Source organism: Echinicola strongylocentroti, from assembly GCF_003260975.1.
In the GTDB taxonomy this organism is placed as follows: domain Bacteria; phylum Bacteroidota; class Bacteroidia; order Cytophagales; family Cyclobacteriaceae; genus Echinicola; species Echinicola strongylocentroti.
Map to the genome: position 1 here is coordinate 4,978,206 of NZ_CP030041.1, position 18,862 is coordinate 4,997,067.

General features: G+C 44.4%; 18 protein-coding genes and 1 tRNA gene. 14 read left to right on the forward strand and 5 right to left on the reverse strand.

The features are described 5' to 3' along the window. Window positions 1–45 precede the first annotated feature (45 nt). The 6 genes from DN752_RS19675 (at window position 46) to DN752_RS19700 (ending at window position 6,587) form a co-directional block, all read left to right on the forward strand. A complete protein-coding gene (locus DN752_RS19675) occupies window positions 46–4,551 on the forward strand; it encodes a pyocin knob domain-containing protein (RefSeq protein WP_112785554.1) in 4,506 nt (1,501 codons plus the stop codon). A gap of 2 nt (window positions 4,552–4,553) precedes the next feature. Next, entirely contained in the window at window positions 4,554–4,814 is a 261-nt protein-coding gene (locus tag DN752_RS19680) for a hypothetical protein (protein ID WP_112785555.1), read from the forward strand. 2 nt (window positions 4,815–4,816) lie between these two features. Beyond that, entirely contained in the window at window positions 4,817–5,215 is a 399-nt protein-coding gene (locus DN752_RS19685; protein WP_112785556.1) for a hypothetical protein, read from the forward strand. A 33-nt stretch (window positions 5,216–5,248) separates the two neighbouring features. Further along, window positions 5,249–5,503 (forward strand): hypothetical protein, encoded by a 255-nt coding sequence (locus tag DN752_RS19690; RefSeq protein ID WP_112785557.1) that lies wholly within the window; start codon window positions 5,249–5,251, stop codon window positions 5,501–5,503. Window positions 5,504–5,605: 102 nt separating this feature from the next. After that, complete coding sequence (locus DN752_RS19695; RefSeq protein WP_112785558.1) at window positions 5,606–6,052, forward strand: lysozyme; 447 nt, start codon at window positions 5,606–5,608, stop codon at window positions 6,050–6,052. Further along, window positions 6,045–6,587: a hypothetical protein gene (locus tag DN752_RS19700; protein ID WP_112785559.1), complete on the forward strand. Its 543-nt coding sequence runs from the start codon at window positions 6,045–6,047 to the stop codon at window positions 6,585–6,587. Before DN752_RS19695 ends, DN752_RS19700 begins: the two co-directional genes overlap by 8 nt. A gap of 83 nt (window positions 6,588–6,670) precedes the next feature. Here the strand turns inward: DN752_RS19700 and DN752_RS19705 are convergent. Then, window positions 6,671–6,744, reverse strand: a tRNA-Ile gene (locus tag DN752_RS19705). Window positions 6,745–6,878: 134 nt separating this feature from the next. Between DN752_RS19705 and DN752_RS19710 the strand changes: the two genes are divergently transcribed. From DN752_RS19710 to DN752_RS19720, 3 genes are all read left to right on the forward strand, one after another. Beyond that, window positions 6,879–7,511, forward strand: coding sequence for an HAD family hydrolase (locus DN752_RS19710; protein ID WP_112786625.1), 633 nt, complete (start codon window positions 6,879–6,881; stop codon window positions 7,509–7,511). Beyond that, window positions 7,501–8,607, forward strand: a complete 1,107-nt coding sequence (locus tag DN752_RS19715) for a site-2 protease family protein (RefSeq protein WP_112785560.1) — start codon at window positions 7,501–7,503, stop codon at window positions 8,605–8,607. Before DN752_RS19710 ends, DN752_RS19715 begins: the two co-directional genes overlap by 11 nt. Window positions 8,608–9,027: 420 nt before the next feature. Then, window positions 9,028–10,059 carry a hypothetical protein gene (locus tag DN752_RS19720; protein ID WP_112785561.1) on the forward strand — a complete coding sequence of 344 codons (1,032 nt, stop codon included), beginning with the start codon at window positions 9,028–9,030 and terminating at the stop codon, window positions 10,057–10,059. Between the two features lie 227 nt (window positions 10,060–10,286). Here DN752_RS19720 and DN752_RS19725 read toward each other — a convergent pair whose 3' ends face one another. After that, window positions 10,287–12,629 carry a patatin-like phospholipase family protein gene (locus DN752_RS19725; protein ID WP_112785562.1) on the reverse strand — a complete coding sequence of 781 codons (2,343 nt, stop codon included), beginning with the start codon at window positions 12,627–12,629 and terminating at the stop codon, window positions 10,287–10,289. 271 nt (window positions 12,630–12,900) lie between these two features. Here DN752_RS19725 and DN752_RS19730 point away from each other — a divergent pair, with 271 nt between their 5' ends. From DN752_RS19730 to DN752_RS19750, 5 genes are all read left to right on the forward strand, one after another. Continuing rightward, window positions 12,901–13,236 carry a winged helix-turn-helix domain-containing protein gene (locus tag DN752_RS19730; RefSeq protein ID WP_112785563.1) on the forward strand — a complete coding sequence of 112 codons (336 nt, stop codon included), beginning with the start codon at window positions 12,901–12,903 and terminating at the stop codon, window positions 13,234–13,236. Between the two features lie 72 nt (window positions 13,237–13,308). After that, entirely contained in the window at window positions 13,309–14,073 is a 765-nt protein-coding gene (gene modA / locus DN752_RS19735) for a molybdate ABC transporter substrate-binding protein (protein WP_112786626.1), read from the forward strand. Between the two features lie 49 nt (window positions 14,074–14,122). Then, on the forward strand, window positions 14,123–14,530 hold the full coding sequence (locus DN752_RS19740) for a TOBE domain-containing protein (RefSeq protein ID WP_112785564.1): 408 nt from the start codon (window positions 14,123–14,125) through the stop codon (window positions 14,528–14,530). Next, entirely contained in the window at window positions 14,527–15,198 is a 672-nt protein-coding gene (modB, locus tag DN752_RS19745) for a molybdate ABC transporter permease subunit (RefSeq protein WP_112785565.1), read from the forward strand. Before DN752_RS19740 ends, modB begins: the two co-directional genes overlap by 4 nt. Next, window positions 15,195–16,067, forward strand: a complete 873-nt coding sequence (locus DN752_RS19750) for a sulfate/molybdate ABC transporter ATP-binding protein (RefSeq protein WP_112785566.1) — start codon at window positions 15,195–15,197, stop codon at window positions 16,065–16,067. Before modB ends, DN752_RS19750 begins: the two co-directional genes overlap by 4 nt. Window positions 16,068–16,196: 129 nt before the next feature. Here DN752_RS19750 and DN752_RS19755 read toward each other — a convergent pair whose 3' ends face one another. From DN752_RS19755 to DN752_RS19765, 3 genes are all read right to left on the reverse strand, one after another. Further along, the gene (locus tag DN752_RS19755; protein ID WP_112785567.1) at window positions 16,197–16,595 is read right to left on the reverse strand and encodes an acyl-CoA thioesterase; all 399 of its coding nucleotides are present in this window, start codon (window positions 16,593–16,595) and stop codon (window positions 16,197–16,199) included. A 419-nt stretch (window positions 16,596–17,014) separates the two neighbouring features. Then, the gene (locus tag DN752_RS19760; RefSeq protein WP_112785568.1) at window positions 17,015–17,695 is read right to left on the reverse strand and encodes a phosphonatase-like hydrolase; all 681 of its coding nucleotides are present in this window, start codon (window positions 17,693–17,695) and stop codon (window positions 17,015–17,017) included. Continuing rightward, window positions 17,692–18,849: a TIGR03364 family FAD-dependent oxidoreductase gene (locus DN752_RS19765; RefSeq protein ID WP_112785569.1), complete on the reverse strand. Its 1,158-nt coding sequence runs from the start codon at window positions 18,847–18,849 to the stop codon at window positions 17,692–17,694. Before DN752_RS19765 ends, DN752_RS19760 begins: the two co-directional genes overlap by 4 nt. Between the last annotated feature and the right edge of the window lie 13 nt (window positions 18,850–18,862).

Here is an 18,862-nt window from a genome sequence, read left to right on the forward strand (position 1 = left end):
ACAATGTCCCCCCCTCCCTACCCCGCCTAAGTCTAATTTAGCGATATGGCTTATGGACTAAGGTATATTCTTGAATACGACAACAAGTTTGGCACGTGCCGGGACGAGATATACACCCGTGACTTTGAAGGCGCTGCCCAGTACATAGATGGGGGTGCCGTCCCTTTCCTGTTGACCAGGAACAATAGCAAGGATATCAAGCAGCATTTTAAAGGCTCTGATTCCACGATATCACTTTTGTCCAATGTCTCTAAATACTACTTCGATCTATTTGAGGGAGACGAACGCCAACACAAGCTTATACACAAGGAACAGGGTGTGGAGGTATGGAGTGGATGGCTCACACCTGATCTGTTCAATGAAGCATACAAGACAGCTCCTTACGAGACAAAGATAAAGGCCACAGACGGCATTGGAGGGCTTAAGGAAATACCCTTGCCAGATATCACTGCAGACGAATACAGCAGCACGGCTACGGAAAAGGACGTGGTAATAGCTTGCCTGGGAGAAACCGATCTAGAGTTGGACGTGGTAATAGCCGCAAACCTTTACAGTGCCGGCATGACCGACACGGATTGCCCACTGTCACAGAGCTCTGTTAATATGCAAGCTTTTCTAAAGGATGAGGACGGTGAGGAAGACGTACCTATGAGCTGCTATGAGGTATTGGAAAAGATATTGAAGTCCTGGAATGCATTCGTGGCACAGGTGGACAATAAGTGGCATATCATACGCTGGCCAGAGCTTTATGGTAGCTCCATAGCATTTAGGAGATTTGGCCATACGGGAACGCTTTTGGAAAGTGGAACCCATTCCCTTACCAAAACCTTCAATTCGGAAGGAATAAAGCTTAACGGGGCCATGCTACAGACCGATCGGGCATACAAAAAGTTAAGTGTGTCCCAGAATTTTGGTAATATCCTTGGATCAGAGTCCGGTCAACTGATCCCGGACACCAATTTCAATGACTGGAATTTGGAATACCAGGGACCGGTGGCCCAGTTTGGATCCGTATGGAAACTTAACAAATGGACCTACCACGGTATTAATCCCTTTATTAACGAGGACAATGGAGAAGTAAGAAGGGTATTACAGGACTCCGAAACGGGATGGAATACCTGCCTGATCTATAATGCATTGTTGGACTTTCCGGACAATCCTGCCTATGAGGTGTACTTGCAATCCACTCCTGTGTCGATTAAGAAGGAAGTGGAGAATGTAATCGCATTAAGTTTTGATGTGCAGTGTGCCACTAAGGGTTCTAATAACGTGCTTGTAGATGCATACTTTGTAATAGGCGTGCAGCTCGGTACAAAATGGCTTGGTGTAGACGGGAACGGTGGGTATGAATGGAAGAACACGAAGGAATACATCTCATGGAAAGTGGGGGCGACCTATCGATGGGAGGCAATAGACCTTGGTAACCTTCCCGTGCCTGAGGATGGCGACCTATCAGTTAGGATTTTTCCTATTGTGCAGACAGGATCAACCGCCAAGACGGAGTATGTATCTGTGTGGAGCGGGTTTAGGTGTACACTTGTTAATAATCCCGCTCTGATCAACAAGAAGGTTTATTACAAGACGGTAAACCCTGAGAACTTTACTACTAAGCTTGATGATATCTCCTTGGAACTAGGCGACGCCAAAACAATAATGTCGCAGAATGCCAAGATTGTGGGTGGGACTTTTACCGAGGAATGGCACCGAAAGGGTATTTCGGAAACAGAACCACTGGCAAGGCTTATAGCCCGGGAATACCTTAACCAGTACCAGGCGACTACCTATAATATTCTTGGAGGAAATACCCGAACAGGGCTTCATATATTCGCTAATTATCAAGATCTGGATAATGAGCCAGATAGGTATTTCATACTAGGAGGTGGTACCTACGATGCAAAGCAAAGTGAATGGAGGCCTGATTTCTTGGAAATCAACCAGGTCGAGACCTCTCAGGCTATTTTACCGTACGAGGAGGCTTCTGAAGATCAGGGTGTCCCTTCTACAGGCCCAGAGTCCTCGCCTGATCCAGAGACTAGTTTTTCATTTAACCTGCCTGACGGAACTATTCCCCAGGTACAGGATAGTCAAATGACCGAAAGCGGGGCTAGGGTAGTATATGACGAAGGAGGTGAGTTGGAGAGGTTTGAGTTTGATGGCCGGGTAAAAGCTTTAGATGCTATCGAACCTGAAGAACTTTTACCGAAAGGACAGGCTGAAAGTATTTTCTACACCCAAGAAGAATTAGATAATTTCTTTGCTGGAAATGTACCCATATCCGGATACAATAAGGATAATTGGGATGAGGCTTACAGCTGGGGACCTCATTCCGGGGTTTACATACCATTATCTCAAAAAGGGATAGCTAATGGAGTGGCAACATTGGACGGAGGAGGTAAAGTCCCCATTAACCAACTTCCCAACGCTATAATGATATACAAGGGAGTATGGAATGCAAGTACGAACACCCCTTCATTATCAAACGGTACAGGTGAAGCAGGATGGACTTATAAAGTTACTGGGGCACCAAGTCCGGGAGTTAACTTTGATTTTGGTTCGGGTAATGTCCATGTGGAGAACGGGGATTATGTAATCTACAATGATAGTGGGGAATGGGAGAAGTCGGATAACACGGATGCTGTTACCAGTGTATTCGGAAGGACAGGGGTAATCACCGCTCAATCTGGTGACTATTCTGCTTTTTACGAGCCTATATTCACCAAAAACACAGCTTTTAACAAGAGTTTCGGCACGTCTGCAGGAACGGTAGCGCAGGGTAATGACAGTAGAATTTTGAATGGCCAGACGGCTTTTGGTTGGGGCAATCATGCGTTGGCTGGTTATCTGACGAGTGCGGATCTGAATGGCTATGCTACGGAAAGTTGGGTAACATCGCAAGGCTATGCAGTATCCGGTACCGGAGGCGGTCAGGTGCGAACCAATACCCAATTGGATGCAAGATACCAGTTATCGGGCGATTATGTTTTTTCCAGACCCCAGATATCAAGTGGAAATGCTTCTGATGGCGGGACAATTACGGGAGTGACTAATTACACACTATTTACTTCCTCAGCCACTAATCTGCCACTTGCGGAAACCATATGGGTTCAGACTATCCAAAATAGCAGCGTGTCTGCTACAAGTGTCCAAATTGGAATTACCCAATCTGCCAACAGGTTTTTCTTCAGGTCTGGTAACCTGTCCTTAAATCCAGGCACAGCTTGGAGAGAGATGTGGCATTATGGCAATCTATTGAACCCTGCTACAGAATCATGGGTGACATCACAGGGTTATCTAACGAGTTCTGACCTGAATGGCTATGCAACAGAATCTTGGGTTACCTCTCAGGGCTATGCGTTGGATTCTGCGGTTATACATAAGACTGGCGATGAGACCAAAACCGGTGTATTGTGGGGAGCTTCATTCTCACCATTCCGAATTAAAGGGACTGGTTCAGGAGTTAGCAATGTCGGTTACTTTTCAATATATGAGATCGACGGGTCTACCAGGCAAGCATTTTTAGGATTTGGATCATCTTCTACGGGTAGTTTAGATATCAGGAATGATGTATCAGGATCAACTATCCGTCTTCTCGAATCTGGGGGGGTTAATGGGCTTCAGTATTTGGATGGAATTTCAAATCGGACAGTATGGCACTCTGGGAATCTTTCCAGCCCAGCGACCCAGAGTTGGGTGCAAAGTGGTTACGAGCCAAAATTTTCTAAAAACACAGCTTTCAATAAGAATTTCGGCACGTCTGCCGGTACGGTGGCGCAGGGTAACGATAACAGGATTCTGAATGGCCAGACGGCATATAGTTGGGGGGATTTCCGAGACTACGGTTTAGGTTATGCTGTTGTTTATTCGGACTTAAATACAGCTGGGCAAGGATTCTTTTTGGCACCTACTTCGGCAACCGGTGCTCCATCAGGGGCGGTTGGTAACCTATGGGGTATAACTCATATTGGAGGCAGCTCAAGAAGGGTTCAGGAAGTTATGTCAGGTGGTAATTATGAAAGCTGGCAAAGGTACTATGATGGCAGTAGTTGGTCGCCTTGGTATGAAAAGGCCACAATAGGAACAGGATCTGGACAGGTTAGAAATAACGGGCAACTTGATTCTAGATACCTCCAATCTTCCGACCTGACCAGCTATGCAACAGAAAGCTGGGTAACATCACAAGGCTATGCAGTATCCGGCACCGGAGGCAGTCAAGTCCGAAATAATACGCAGCTGGATGCGAGGTATTCACAAAAAGAATTTGTGGCCCCTCTTTATAAACAAACATTACTGCCAATTGCTAATGGATCGAGCCAAACTGTGAGTCTTAATGCAGGGCAGTCAGAAGGTACTTGGATTCTTGCTTTTCTCGAAGTAGGCGGGGATGAGTATGTTAATGTGATCCACACACGTATTAATTCTTCAACATCATTTGTCAATGTTATTGGAAGTTCTGCTGGATTGACAGCTACTCCTGACGGACAAGCAATAAGAATAAGCAACACATCTGGTGTAACTATAGAACTTACATTATCAGATATAAAACTAATCTAATCATGAAAACAATCAAAAAATTACACAAATCGAACGCTCTAAAATTCACATTTCCGGACGCTGTGCACGTCTTCAATAAAGCGGAAATCCGAGAAGCAAAAGAAGATGGCACCACTGACATTTATGTCCAGCATAAAGTATATGCCGATCAGGAGGCACTGGATGAAGGGGCTTCACAAGTGGATTTCGCTGGACAGGTGGTCACGGTGAGTACTAAGGAGCTGGAATCATTTTTAAATCTAATCGAATCTAAAATCAAATAATCATGGCAAAAGCGACAAAAAGAAAACTAACCTCCTTGGAAGTCTTCAGAATCAACACAGGACTGGAACAGATCACGGAATTAAGGCTGGATCCTCTGGTTGGGTATGATGCAGTGGACAATCTCGAAGAGACAAGCAAGCCAGCAAAGTGCCACCAAAAGGCCATGCAATTGGCGTTTGAAAAGTTCGCAGAAAAAGTGACCAAAAATAACGGGGAGGAAGAAATGGAAGTGCCCTTGCACAAGCGTGAGGAGTATGTGGTATACGTGGAAGAAATCAACAACAAGGAGGTAATTCTTCCCCTTACTTATCTTCCCAAGTCCGTTTTGGTGATCAAGGATGGGGACAAAGAAGTGTTATTGACGGGGTTATATAAGCTACTGAAGCCCATCATAACATAAAATTTTATTGAAGAACTACTACTAAAATAAACAATGACTAAAGAGGAAGCTTTGAAGGCATGGAAACAGAAATTTGCACTTAGAATTCTGGGAGGTATGGCCCTTTTGGGACTCACCTACCTTCTAGCTATTTCTTTTATGAAGATCCCTGAAGGAAACGAGCGGATCGTGGACACTACACAGGGGTTTGTAATGGGAACATTGCTGAGCAGTATTATCAGCGTCCTGACTTCATATTTATTACCATCAGAAAAAGAAGATGAAGAAAGAAAAAATCCTAATATATAAGACCTTGATTACCGGGGTTGTTGCTATCATAATGATATCTATGACGATCATGGATATCATTATATCAAACAAGGTGAAAGAATTAATAGCACTATTGAACCCATGAGACTGACAAAGGAAGGTATAGAGTTAATGAAGGAGTTTGAAGGGCTGAGACTAGACGCTTACCAGGACGTTGCAGGTGTCTGGACAATCGGTCATGGCAACACTTATTACGAGGACGGAAGCAAGGTAAAGCAGGGTGATAGGATCAGTAAGGCACGATCGGAAAAATTGTTTATCAATATCGTTGAGGGGTTTGCTGAAGGTGTTCGAGGAGCGATTTTACAGCCAATAGGCGCTAAACCATTCAGCGCGTTGGTTTCATTTGCCTACAACGTAGGACTGCAAAATTTCCGGGACAGTACTTTACTGAAGAAGGTTAATATCAATCCAGAAGACCCTTCTATTAGGTCTGAGTTTATGAGATGGAATAAGGCTGGCGGAAAGGTGTGGGATGGGTTGACAAGGAGAAGGAAAGCGGAAGCAAATTTGTATTTTGATGAGTAGCAAATTAATCATATTCACCTTGGGGGCCATCGCAGCTGCGGCAGTAATGCGAATATTCTTTTGGCCGGAGATCACCGAGCGGGAAGAGGTCACATACCGTACCGAGACAAAGACGGATTGGATACGAAAGGACACCACTATCTACCATTTCCAAGATTCTCTCAGGATACTGGAAGTGGAACGGTACCGGGAGCCCAGTCCGGAGCCTGAGAAGTACGACAGCATACGCCATTATCAAGGAAGCGACCCCCATCTTTACGGCAGAGTAAACTGGAAGGCCACGACCGGAGGATACCTGCAGCACTTGGAGATCAACCCGGTCCTGGACATTCCAATCCGAACGGTTACCAATACCATCGAGCGAAATACAACCAAGGTGATGCATCCGAAAGGATTATACGCTACAGGTGGAATTAGTTCATATTTTAAATACTCAGTCGGGGCTACCTATCTTAACAATAAATCTCTGATTGGCTACGAATACACCCCACAGTTAGATCTTCATGAAATCAAGGTAGGTTTTAAGGTGTGGTAATCGGATATGGATTAATTTTTAGTCGCCAATCTACTCGTAAATTAAAGCAAAAAGCCTCATATGTATCATACGAGGCTTTTTAGTGGGCCCACCTGGGCTCGAACCAGGGACCCCTTGATTATGAGTCAAGTGCTCTAACCAGCTGAGCTATAGGCCCTTAAAGCATTTGTTGAGTGATTGTTCCAAGAATGGATCATTACAAATCCCTTCCCGAAAAGCTTCAATCAGTTTTCCTTGCTTTTGGGACTGCAATGTTACATATTTGATTCCAAAACAACAACATTTGCCCGTATGAAAATAGATAAAAACATTGATTTTTTTGTGTTTGACCTTGGCGGGGTCATTATTGACTTGGATATTCCTTTTACGATCAGCCAGTTATCCAGTTACCTGGACGGGGATGGCAATGATGAGCTCGGGAATTTTATGGCCCACCCTGTACACCATGCCTTTGAGAAGGGCGAAATCAGTGAGGCCATCTTTAGGGATGAAATCAGAAGGTCCTTTAACAAAGAATGGACTGACCGGGAAATCGATGCTATCTGGAATGGAATGCTCAAAAATATTCCGATGCAAAAAATAGAACTGTTAAGGGAGCTCAGAAAGACCCATCCCGTTTATATGCTCTCCAATACCAATGGTATCCACTTTAAAAAAGTAGAGGAAATCTTGCTGAACGACACTGGAATTGATCGCTTTTCTACACTTTTTGACGAGTTGTTCTTGAGCCACGAGATGGGGTGTAGAAAACCGGATGCGGTGATTTATGAAAAAGTATTGGAAAAAGTAGGTATGCCTGCTGAAAAAGGTGTATTTTTCGATGATACTGCACCTAATTTGACAGGGGCACAAAAAGTGGGACTTAATACCGTCCACATTAATCACCCAAATGCGTTAATGGATTATTTCTCGGATGTACACTAAAAAAGAGTACTTACGTCATCTTTTATTATTTATTGTCACCTTTATTTGTACCACTTTAGCAGGTGGTGAATGGTTATTTGGCAGAAGCGTGCTCTCCAGCGAAAAGCCGCTGACATGGGAGTATTTTGTCCGCTCAATGGCATTTTCCATTCCTTTTATCGGGATATTATTGGTGCACGAACTGGGACATCTTTTTACTTCTCTTCGGTTAAAGGTGAAAGCCTCGTTGCCTATTTTCTTGCCGTTTTGGCTGGGATTTATGGGGATGCCCTCTATTGGTACCATGGGAGCTGTAATCAAGATGAAAGCCTTTGTCAATAGCCGAAGGAAATTTTTTGATATCGGTGTTGCTGGACCGCTTGCTGGCTTTGTGATTGCATTGGCCGTGCTCTTTTTTGGGTTTACCCATCTTCCCGAAGCCGATTTTATCTATGAGATCCACCCCGAATACATGGACCCCGATTACGATCCTGATCAAGAGGAAATCATCAATATCCAGCTGGGCCAAAACCTGCTGTTTTATGGAATGGAAAACCTATTGGCTGATCCTGAGAAAATGCCAAACATGAGCGAGGTGATCCACTATCCTTACCTTTTTGCTGGTTATCTGGCCTTGTTCTTTACTGCATTGAACCTTCTTCCTATCGGCCAATTGGATGGAGGCCATATTATTTTCGGACTGTTTCCAAGGCACCATAAGCAGATTTCCCTGGTTTTTTATATTGCCTTTTTGTTCTTTGCAGGGTTAGGGGTGGTCAATCCGTACCTTGAACCCACCTATCTTTATATTGCATTGCCCATATATATTGGCTTCCTGTATATTTGTTTTAAGAAATCCGGTTTTCCGAGACAGACCAAGTGGACCATTGTGCTCGCCATTGTCAGTATCCAATATGCACTCACCTATGCATTCCCCCACTTGCAAGGATATGAAGGGTGGCTACTCTATGCATTTTTGCTGGGGAGGGTGCTTGGTTTGGAACATCCTCCAGTCCAAGATGGTACACGCCTTGATAGACCAAGAAAAATAGTGGCATGGGTGGCTATCATTATATTCATTATCTGTTTTACACCAAGACCCTTTATGATCTCCTAAAAGCCTTACGATTACCTTTACCTGAATAAATACGACAATAAAGAACACCTACCTAACCATTCTTTTCAGCTATACAAAGAGATTTTGTTTTTATCTGTATTTTTATCCCGTTAATACCTTTATTGATGTAGTTTGTGTTTTATGAAAAGGTGTTTTACGCTGGCGGAAGATAATAATGGCCTGAGCTCGACTTATTATTTGTATTAAAAATTCATTGCGAATGCAGTGATAGGGGAGTGAAGCAATCTTTCCTTTGGAGACGGTTTTATAATCGAACTGAAGTTGTCGCAGGCAATGGTTGCGGGTGTAGCATTCCTTTTTGCCCTACCTGACTAAATACAGCTACACAACATTGGTTTACAATTAACTTTTAACCCGGTCTATGCATATTCCGGGTTTAACCTAAAAAAACCTGGAGAAATGAAACTATCAGCTGTGAGTGGGTATTGTTGGACCTGGATAAGCAAGAGGTTCTCCCATGAAGTTACGGAGGAAATGGACTATTCCATTCCCCAAAACTTACATAACTTGTCCAATGATGCCGGAGTTATCATTCGTGCCAAAATGCTCCAAAAACATGCACTAAGGCTGTTTTATATGATTCCGGAAAAGCACCGTTCATCGAATTTGGCCCGAGATGTTGATCAAATGAGCAGAATACTGGGGAGCTACCTGGGAGCCAAAGCGGGTAGTCGTTCCGTTTTTATAAAGACCCCCAACTCCCCGTACGCCCGATTGCTGCCTATGAATGATTACCTGGAAGAGCTGAAGGGTAAACTTCCCCAACTGGAACAGCAGCTTCAAGCACTCGAAACCTCCCTGTTGATATTGAAGAGGAGTTCCTTTGAAAATTATGATACAAAATGGCTCCAATTATCTCCCTTTCTTATGCGTAGTATGTTGGAAGCCGGCCGCTCTCCAAAATGCTTCCTGAACACAAGACACCTCCGTCTGAAGCTAGAAGAGGCGCAGTCGATTACCAATCGCCTGGAAGGCTTGCATCATTTTGATCAACTTACACATCTGGAAGTAGTGGGTGCACTTGATGATCCAAGGGAGTTTAATGAACTTACGGTGCTCCCTGAGCTCCAATCACTCACCATTGAAAAAGGTCCCAAAATCAAATGGCCGGAAAAACGACTTTCCATCAAACAGTTTCCTAATCTACAACAGCTTACCATTAGGCAGGCCAATCGATGGGAAGATTATCAGTTGATTTTTTCACTGTCAAGGGTAGAAAGGTTGACGTTGATGAATTTTTACCCAGAAAATCTCAAAGACATCATTAATATCCGTTGCTTGGAGCAATTTAAGGAGATCAATATTCATTTCACGACTTCTTTTCAGCTTTCCGCTTGTACCAATCCCCTCATCCGAAACCTGATCAAGCATTACCAACTATACACAGCTGTTCATCTCTTTCCCGCAGCGTCACCTACCAATTTACCTTGATAGCTGAGTCTATGCGAAACAGGTATGACGACTGTCCAGTTAGGTAGCCTTTGTTACTTTTTGACTTGAAGCAAAAAGTAACAAAGGTAAAGGGAAGAAATCCCCCTATGCTCTCCTATGTGCCTAATGTGGTTGTCAAATAAGTTAGCTACTTTATATTGCCTTCTCAAAGTGCCTTCTTAAAGTCTTAGGATCCGGGTTTAATTCTGTTTTGACGTGTTGTTATTTTACCTGTCGGAATAGTTAAAGGAAAATCCTATGGAGAGATAAGGCCTGATCACTCCATCTTTGGTGTTGGAGGAGAGCCCTCCCGTAATAGGTCCCAAAAAGGAGTCAAGTGTCAAATCAATTCCATAGCCCCAAATTACCTGATTGGAAAAGAAGTTGTCAAAATCAAACTCACTGACATCAGAAATAGGGGTGTGTTCGCTATGTCCCAGTAAGTTGGTTCCTGCTCGAAAATACAGGTTTTTCATTGGCAACCATTGGAAGTTGACCCCTAGTTTCCCGAAATTTTCAGCCGTAAGTTCAGCATAGTTAAGTCCCCAAGCGGGCATATCGTTAAAATCTACCCGCTGGTACCCTCCAAGGGTAAACTCACTGAAGCTGAAGTCTTCTTCTTGGTTAGAAAGAGTGATACCAAGTGCCACGGTAGGACTTATCTGAAAGCGGTCATTTACTGGGAAGAATTTTACATAATTAAAAAACAAGGAGATAAAGCCATTTGGGGTGATGGTTTCGATGGTTTCATCGAGCACTTCTTTTGGGATTCTTACCGTTTCACCGCCCAGTTCATAGGTCAGGGTGTCGATTCCCTTTTTTAGCTTTATCTGATAGTCACTATAGGCCCTATACACGCCTTCAAAGATTGTCTCAGCACCTGCTGTGGGGTAATTGCGGTCATTGAGGGAGTTTCTGGTATGTAAAAACCGGACGCCCATATAAGTGTAATAGGCTCCGCGAATCTCGGAAGGAATGGCGATATTAAAACTGGACTGTGCCCTAGCGCGTTCATAGAATCCTCCTACCCAAAAACTTTGCTTTAGCGAATGAGTCGTAAGGATATTAGCACTCAGATGTGTTTCTCTGTTCAAGAATAAATCCTGTTTGACACCATCTTCATATTCTGGGATTTGCTTAAAAAGATAATTGTACCGCAGGTTTAGCGCATAGTTTTTTTCGCTCCCGAGATATTTATAATGGTCTATTCTAAACTTGGGATTTTGGGAGATATCCAATATGCCCAAGGTTCGTGAGGGCTTGCCCAGGAGGTCCCGCATGGTAAGGTTAAGGAGGATTCCCGCAGAAAACAGGTTGTCATAGTGAAAGGCTCCATTAAGGATGGTGTTGTGTTTTTCCTTGGTCTTGATCAATAAATCGTAATGTCCCGATTCGGTAGGTTTTAGGTTGTAATCGACCTTTCTGAACCCGTTTACACCGAATACCCTGTCGATACCCGAAAGGAGTTCTGATCGCGATACGGTGTCCTTCGGGGCAATGTCCAATCTGGACCTGACCAGTTCATCAGAAAATAGTCGATTGCCTTTTATAGAAATATCACTTATACGGATGGGGTCGGCTTTCAGCCCTATGCCGGGGTTTTCTTGGTGTATCCCGAGACTGTCTGCCAGCTCTTCAAAAACGGGCTTATTGGCTTCGCCAGCAACGTGGCCAAGTTTCAGTATTTCCTTATAGCTGCTGAAGCTGGCCGTATTGTAATTTTCCAAATCCGGTTTGATGTACACATCACATACAGCGATGTTGTCTGCCAATTTCCGATATGAACTGGCCATGGAGATCTGCATCAGAATGCTGGAAAATGAATCCAGCTCCTTGGGATCCACAAAATCCTCATCGCCCACATTAACGCCAATAATAATATCAGCCCCCATGTCTTTGGCCACATCCACAGGGAAATTATTGACCACACCGCCATCCACTACCATCGTGCTGTCCAGGTCAAAGGGCGTAAAGGCCGAAGGTATGGCAATGCTCGATCGGAGTGCGTCCGGCAAATAACCGGACTCGATCACGATGCCTCTTCCCGTCCGTAGATCTGTCGTGACACAACGAAAAGGAATAGGGAAATCATCAAAATCCTGGAGTCCTATAGAAGGCCAAGTATAATAATGTAATGTTTCCGATAATTTCTGCCCCTCTATCAGTCCTGTAGGGACCGCTATTTTTCCCTTTATGACTGGTAGCTCAAAAAGGTACCTGTTATAATACTCCTTTTCCTCGAATGCAATGGTGTTAAAACTCACCCTATTGGATACGATCAAATCCCAATCGGCCTTCATGATGATGGATTCAAGTTCATCGGCATTGTAACCAATGGCGTAGAGTCCACCTATCACTGCGCCCATGCTGGTGCCTACCACGTAATCCGGCCGGATTCCTGCTTCCTCCATGGCCTTGATTACTCCTACGTGTGCCATTCCTTTGGCTCCGCCACCACTGAGCACCAAGCCTATTTTGGGTTTGCTGGATTCAGGACCCGCCTGTCCATGCAGCACCAGAGGACACATCACGCAAACTGCCCAAATAAAAATCTTGAATTTAAGGTACATGTTGGTTTAAAAGTCAATATGTATAAAGCTAACCAAAAGACTTTAATTTTAAAACACTCCATAGCGATGAAGGTGTATTACAAAAAGAATAATAGGTAGTTGTCTATCAATTCCGGGTTTAAAGATGGGGGATAATAAAATAAACCTAGGTTTGGCCTGTGTTTTTAAGTGTCAATACGTAATTTTAACCCGATTTATTTCAAATAAGTTAGCTGCTTTACGTTACTTTCTCAAGGTCTTAGAATTCAAGTTTAACAAAAATCAAACGGTTATGAAGTTAAAAGTAAACGCTCGCTTCTGGGTAGAAACCGATAAAGGTCCCTTTTTGGGGTTTGGTAGGGTGGAACTCCTTGAAAAAATCGGAAAGTTGGGATCCATATCCAAAGCAGCTTCCTCGATGAACATGTCCAATCGCCAAGCTTGGCACCTTGTGGATTCCATGAATGCCAAAACCCATGATCCACTTGTAATTACCCAGACTGGTGGCAAAGGTGGCGGAGGAGCCCAATTGACTCCCGCAGGTGAGAAAGCCATTAATATGTTTCGGAAATTGGAAAAAGAGATGAGTGAATATATTGACCAAGCTACAAATAATCTTGACTACTGATTTTTTTTATGACCGTTATGCTATCTAAGACATAATGAGGTGGCTAAAGCAACTAAAAAAACAGAAAAACCAATGGATAAATTAAGATGGATCCCCTTTATTGTCCTATTTTTGGTGAGTTGTCATCAAGAAAGGCATGAAGAAATTACCATCGCCACTGCTGCCAACATGCAATTTGCCATGGAGGCTTTAATTGCCGGATTTGAAAGCCAAACGGAGACGACTTGTCAAATGGTGGTCAGTAGTTCTGGTAAATTGACCGCCCAAATAAAGGAAGGTGCTCCTTATGATGTATTTGTGTCGGCCAATATGAAGTTTCCTAAGGCCATTCAAGAAGCGGGCATGGCCTATTCGCCTCCGGAAATTTATGCTTATGGGGAATTGGTCCTGTGGACTGCCGATAAGAACAGAAAGGTGACCTTGGACATGCTTACTGAGCCTATGATAAACCATGTGGCAGTAGCCAACCCCAAGACCGCACCTTATGGGAGCGCTGCAGTGGCCTTGCTTAAGGAAAAGGGGCTATATGGTCAAGTGGAGCATAAGCTGGTGTACGGGGAAAGTATCTCCCAAACCACCCAATACATCCTGTCAAATGCCGCTGAAGTGGGATTTACAGCAGGTGCCGTCGTCAAATCACCCAGTATGAAACACAAAGGAAGCTGGGTAGCTATTGATAGAAAGGATTATCCTCCCATCGAACAGGGAGTAGTCTTGATCAAAAAACAGGGGGAACCCAAGCCCGGTGCGGCCCGATTTTACGACTATCTTTTTTCCCAGAAGGCCAAAGCCATCTTACGGGAATTTGGCTATCAAGCTCCAGGGCAAGCCCATTGAAATGAAACCATTATCCAAATAGACTGTCAGTAATCACTTATCCATCTTAATGAACCAGTTCCCAGGTCATATTACCACCATCAAAAGTAGCGGGCAAATGTCCATTGTCACGGTTCGTCTATCTGATCTCATCGCTATTCAAGCACTGGTCATAGACACGCCTGATACGGCCGACTACTTAAAAGAAAAGGGGCAGGTAGACGTGTTGTTTAAAGAGACTGAGGTGATTGTCGCCCTGGAAGAAGTAAATTCACTGAGTATTGAAAACAGGATTGTTGGGAGCATAGAGGAAATCAAAGAGGGTACCCTCCTTAGTCGATTGGTCATCAGAACAGCTATCGGAAAGGTAGTGGCGCTTATCAGCACTTCTTGCGCTCAGGCGTTGGGGCTGGAGGTCAAGACCACTATCAATGTCATGGTGAAATTAAATGAGGTGATATTAGCACCTATTTCATGAATTGGATACCTATCATATTGACGCTAAAACTGGCGCTGATTACCACAGTGGTGCTTTTTGTTTTTGCATTACCGTTGGCATATTGGCTGGCAGAAACCAAGGTAAAGGCCAAACCAATCATCGAGACCTTGGTAAGTATGCCCTTAGTGCTACCTCCGACGGTATTGGGGTTTTACCTATTGGTGGCTTTCAGCCCCCAAAATACCTTTGGTAATTGGCTGGAAGAGGTGTTTGGGCTAAGGTTTGTATTTACTTTTAGTGGGCTAGTGGTTGCCTCATGTATTTATAGCCTTCCTTTTATGGTACAGCCGTTACAGTCTGGGTTTTCCAGCCTTCCCAAAAGTATGAAGGAAGCAGCGATATTGCTGGGCAAAAGTAAATGGAACATCATGAGAAAGGTCCTATTGCCCAATATTAAGCCTTCTGTGTTGACGGCCTGTATCCTGACCTTTGCGCATACAATGGGGGAGTTTGGTGTGGTGCTGATGATCGGCGGCAATATTCCCGGAAAAACCAAAGTAGCTTCCATTGCAGTTTATGATGAAGTAGAAAGTCTTAATTATGCGGCGGCCAACCATTATTCGTTGATTTTGGTCTTGCTTTCTTTTGCTACATTGTTCATTGTCTATTGGTACAATGGAAGCTATCTCAAACATCTGGGCAAATGATAGACCTAAAGCTAAAAAAGACCTTGGCATCGGAAGGATCCGAAATGGTGCTGGATATTGACCTGAAGGTGGAGAGTGGCCAGCTGGTGACCCTGTATGGTCCTTCTGGGGCTGGTAAGACGTCCACACTGCGGATGATCAGCGGTCTTACTGTTCCGGATGAAGGAAGGCTCACGGTAGATGGTGAATGTTGGTTTGATGCTGCCAAGTCCATCAACTTGGGGCCGGGGAAACGCAAACTGGGCTTTCTGTTTCAAGATTATGCCCTTTTTCCGAATATGAGCGTAAAGGAAAACATCCGTTTTGCATTAGCCAAGGATGCTGAAAAAGATTATTTGGAAGAATTAATTCACACCATGGACCTCATACACCTCCAGGGCTTGCGGCCAGATCAACTTTCTGGAGGACAAAAGCAGCGCACTGCCCTTGCACGTGCTTTGGCAGTGAGGCCCAGTGTATTGTTATTGGATGAGCCGCTTTCTGCCTTGGATCAAGATATGCGCGAAAAACTCCAAACCTATATTTTAAAACTACACCAAAAATTCCAGCTGACCACGATCCTAGTGAGCCATGACCCAGGTGAAATCTTGAAGTTATCGGATCAGGTGATTGAGCTGGACAATGGAAAAATCACCAAAATATGCTCGCCTCAGCTATTCTTTGGTACTGGTCTTACCAGTGCCAAATTCCAGTTTAGTGGTGAAGTCATCCGATTGTATGAAGAAGATGTGGTCTATATCGTTCACGTAAAAATCGGCAATGAAATGGTGAAAGTCGTCAGTGACCTTGAGGAGGCCCGTGCATTGAGAATAGGAGATAAAGTACTGGTAGGTTCCAAAGCCTTTAACCCCATAATTCAAAAATTATGACGACCATGACCGTCCCTTCATGTACATTTGGATTGGCAGTGGTGTTCATGGGGACATTCTCCCTGCTCACTCTTGACTGAACGGTTTTGATCCTTGGTAAAGACAAGTTCAATCAACACAGGGTAAAGCTTACTTCGTTTTTGCTTCCAGTCGGTCTTTTACATATTCGATTTGGTGTTTTCCATGGGCTTTGGGCTGGCCATCTTCGCCGAGATTGACCATGATGATTTCATCGATGGTAATGATGGTTTGCCGGGTCATTTTGTTGCGGACTTCACACTTCAGGGTAAGTGAGGTCTTTCCGAATTTTACTGGCTCTATGCCGATCTCAACGATGTCATTAACACGTGCAGAGGCCATAAAATTGATAGAGGAGATGTATTTGGTGACGACATGTTGGTTTTCCAATTGGATAATGGCGTATAATGCGGCCTCTTCATCTATCCATGCCAATAAGCGGCCTCCAAACAATGAATTGTTGGCGTTGAGATCTTCTGGTTTGATCCATTTTCTAGTGTGAAATTTCATGTTTTTTGTCTTTACGCTTAAACAATGCTGTTTCAGGAATAATTTCATCATTCAACAAAAAAAAACCGCCGCTGTGTATCTATTGGCCTAAAATTAAAATCCTCCCTCATGCAGGCAAACTCCTCCTGTCTAAAAACTAGGTTTACCTGTTTAAAGCCAGGTGAACCTATCTAAAAGCCAAGCAGGCCTGTCTAGCAGCGAGATAGACAAGCCTGCCTTCTTGCCCATCCACTTTTAATTTCTTAACTAAACGAGGTTGAGCCAGAATGATGAGCCCTGCTGAGTCAAAATGGTTTAGCGACCAGTCCATGACCAAGTCCAGTTTAGATTGACCGCAGGGATCAGGTAGTGAATTGGTCAGTAAGAAGTAAGTCGCTGCTTGGTCATCGTCTTAGGAATCAGAAAGTTTGTACTGATGATCATAGCAGAATATCTCTTAGTCCGACTACATTTTCGAGGATGTAATCTGGCTCGGCTGTTTTTAGCTGGTTGGCATTTTGAGCTCCACTCAATACGCCAACTGTCAGGCCGCATTTTGCATTTTTGCCTTCTAGGATATCGATGGTAGAATCCCCCGCTTTCAATACTTCCTCAGGATTGGAAATGGTGCAGATGTCCATGGCTTTTAGGATCATATCCGGCCCTGGTCTGCCTATGGTCACATCGTCTGCCGTCACAAGGCCGTCGATGTCTTTTCCGATCTCCCAGTTAAGTTTGGTAAGCAGTGAGGATGCTGTTTTTCTGTCATAACCTGTGTTGAGGACCACGGCGATCCCTGCACTTCGGAGGGCTTCCATGGTTTCCTTGACCCCCGGAAAGGTTTTGACGTCCAATTGCTCGTAGGCAAGCTTTAGCTCAGGTTTGAAATTGGCGAAAGCACTGGCGGCCGTATCGGTTACGTTTTCGGTATCGGTGCAGGCCACAAGTACATCGGTGATGGCTTGGTGTTTTTCTTTTCCAGCACCGTGTTCCAGGACTTCTTCTAAGGAAACATGGAAGCCTTTATCGTTGATTACCTTTTGGACGGTTTTGTACACTACATTATCTTCGTCCACGGTGGTTCCTGCCATGTCTAGAACGACTAGTTTGATAGTTTTCATATTGTTAAGTTAAATAAATTCTGAATATTTTCTTTGGCATACCCTGCACTACCGGTCATGCCTTTTCCACCTATCCCCGTGACAATGTGGATATGCTCATCGACGGTGGCTTGGAATAGATCCTTGGTCTTGCACTGGGAATACATACCATACCAGCGGTGTGCGATTTCGTAAGTGGGGAGATCGATGATTTCCTTTGCTTTCTGCACCATAAAATCGTCGATTGCCATGTCCATGCCGTGGCCGAGGTCATCGATGTCCTTGGCATCAGCATATTGGTGACTGTCTCCGAGGATGACCGAGCCGTCAGTGGCCTGTTTGAAGAGGATGTGGATGCTCCATTTTTTTTCGGGAGAGCCCTGGGCTTCGCGGCTTTTGATAGCCGAAAATGACGGACACTCACTGAAAGATTCATACCTCCGAATGGAGAGTCCTGTCAGGACCGATCCGGGGAGATGGTAGCCGGAGCCTTGGGGTTTGGTCTGCATCATTTGCAGTTTGGAAACCTGTAGGTCACTTTGGGCAAAAAGTGCTGGGTAGAGGATTTTGAACTCCCTTCCGTTACAGATGACCACTTTGGAGGCTTTCAGTTTATGGCCACAGGCTGTCTCCACGTTCACGATGTTGCCAGTATGTTCGCAGGATGTGACGGTTTTGGCGGTGTAGATTGCTAGTTTCTTTTCGGTCTTCAGAAATTCCAACAGCCGATGAATCATAATGCGAGGCTCTACGGTCACCTCTTCTGGATAGAACAGTCCCCCTTTGGCATAACTACTTTTTAGGCCTGGGTAATTGTCCAGACAGGCCTGTTTGTTCAGCAGTTCAGAAGCATAGCCATTTTGATTATTGATGGCATGGAGTTCTTCGATGAGTTGCATCTCATCCTCATCAGAAGCAAGGTAGACTGTTCCGTTTTGGCGAACAGAGATGTCAAACTGGGACTGGAGGTCCTTATAGATGCGCAGGCTCTCTCGGCCATAATTCTGCCATTTGGTATTCATGCCCGATGGGACTACTTGTCCGAAATTCCGGGTAGTGGCGTCTTGCGGTGCTTTGTCCTTTTCGATCAGTGCCACTTTTAGCCCCGCCTCTAGGGCATGATAAGCATGAAATGCGCCTAATACGCCACCTCCAATTACTATTAGATCGTACATGTTGAATTGTTTT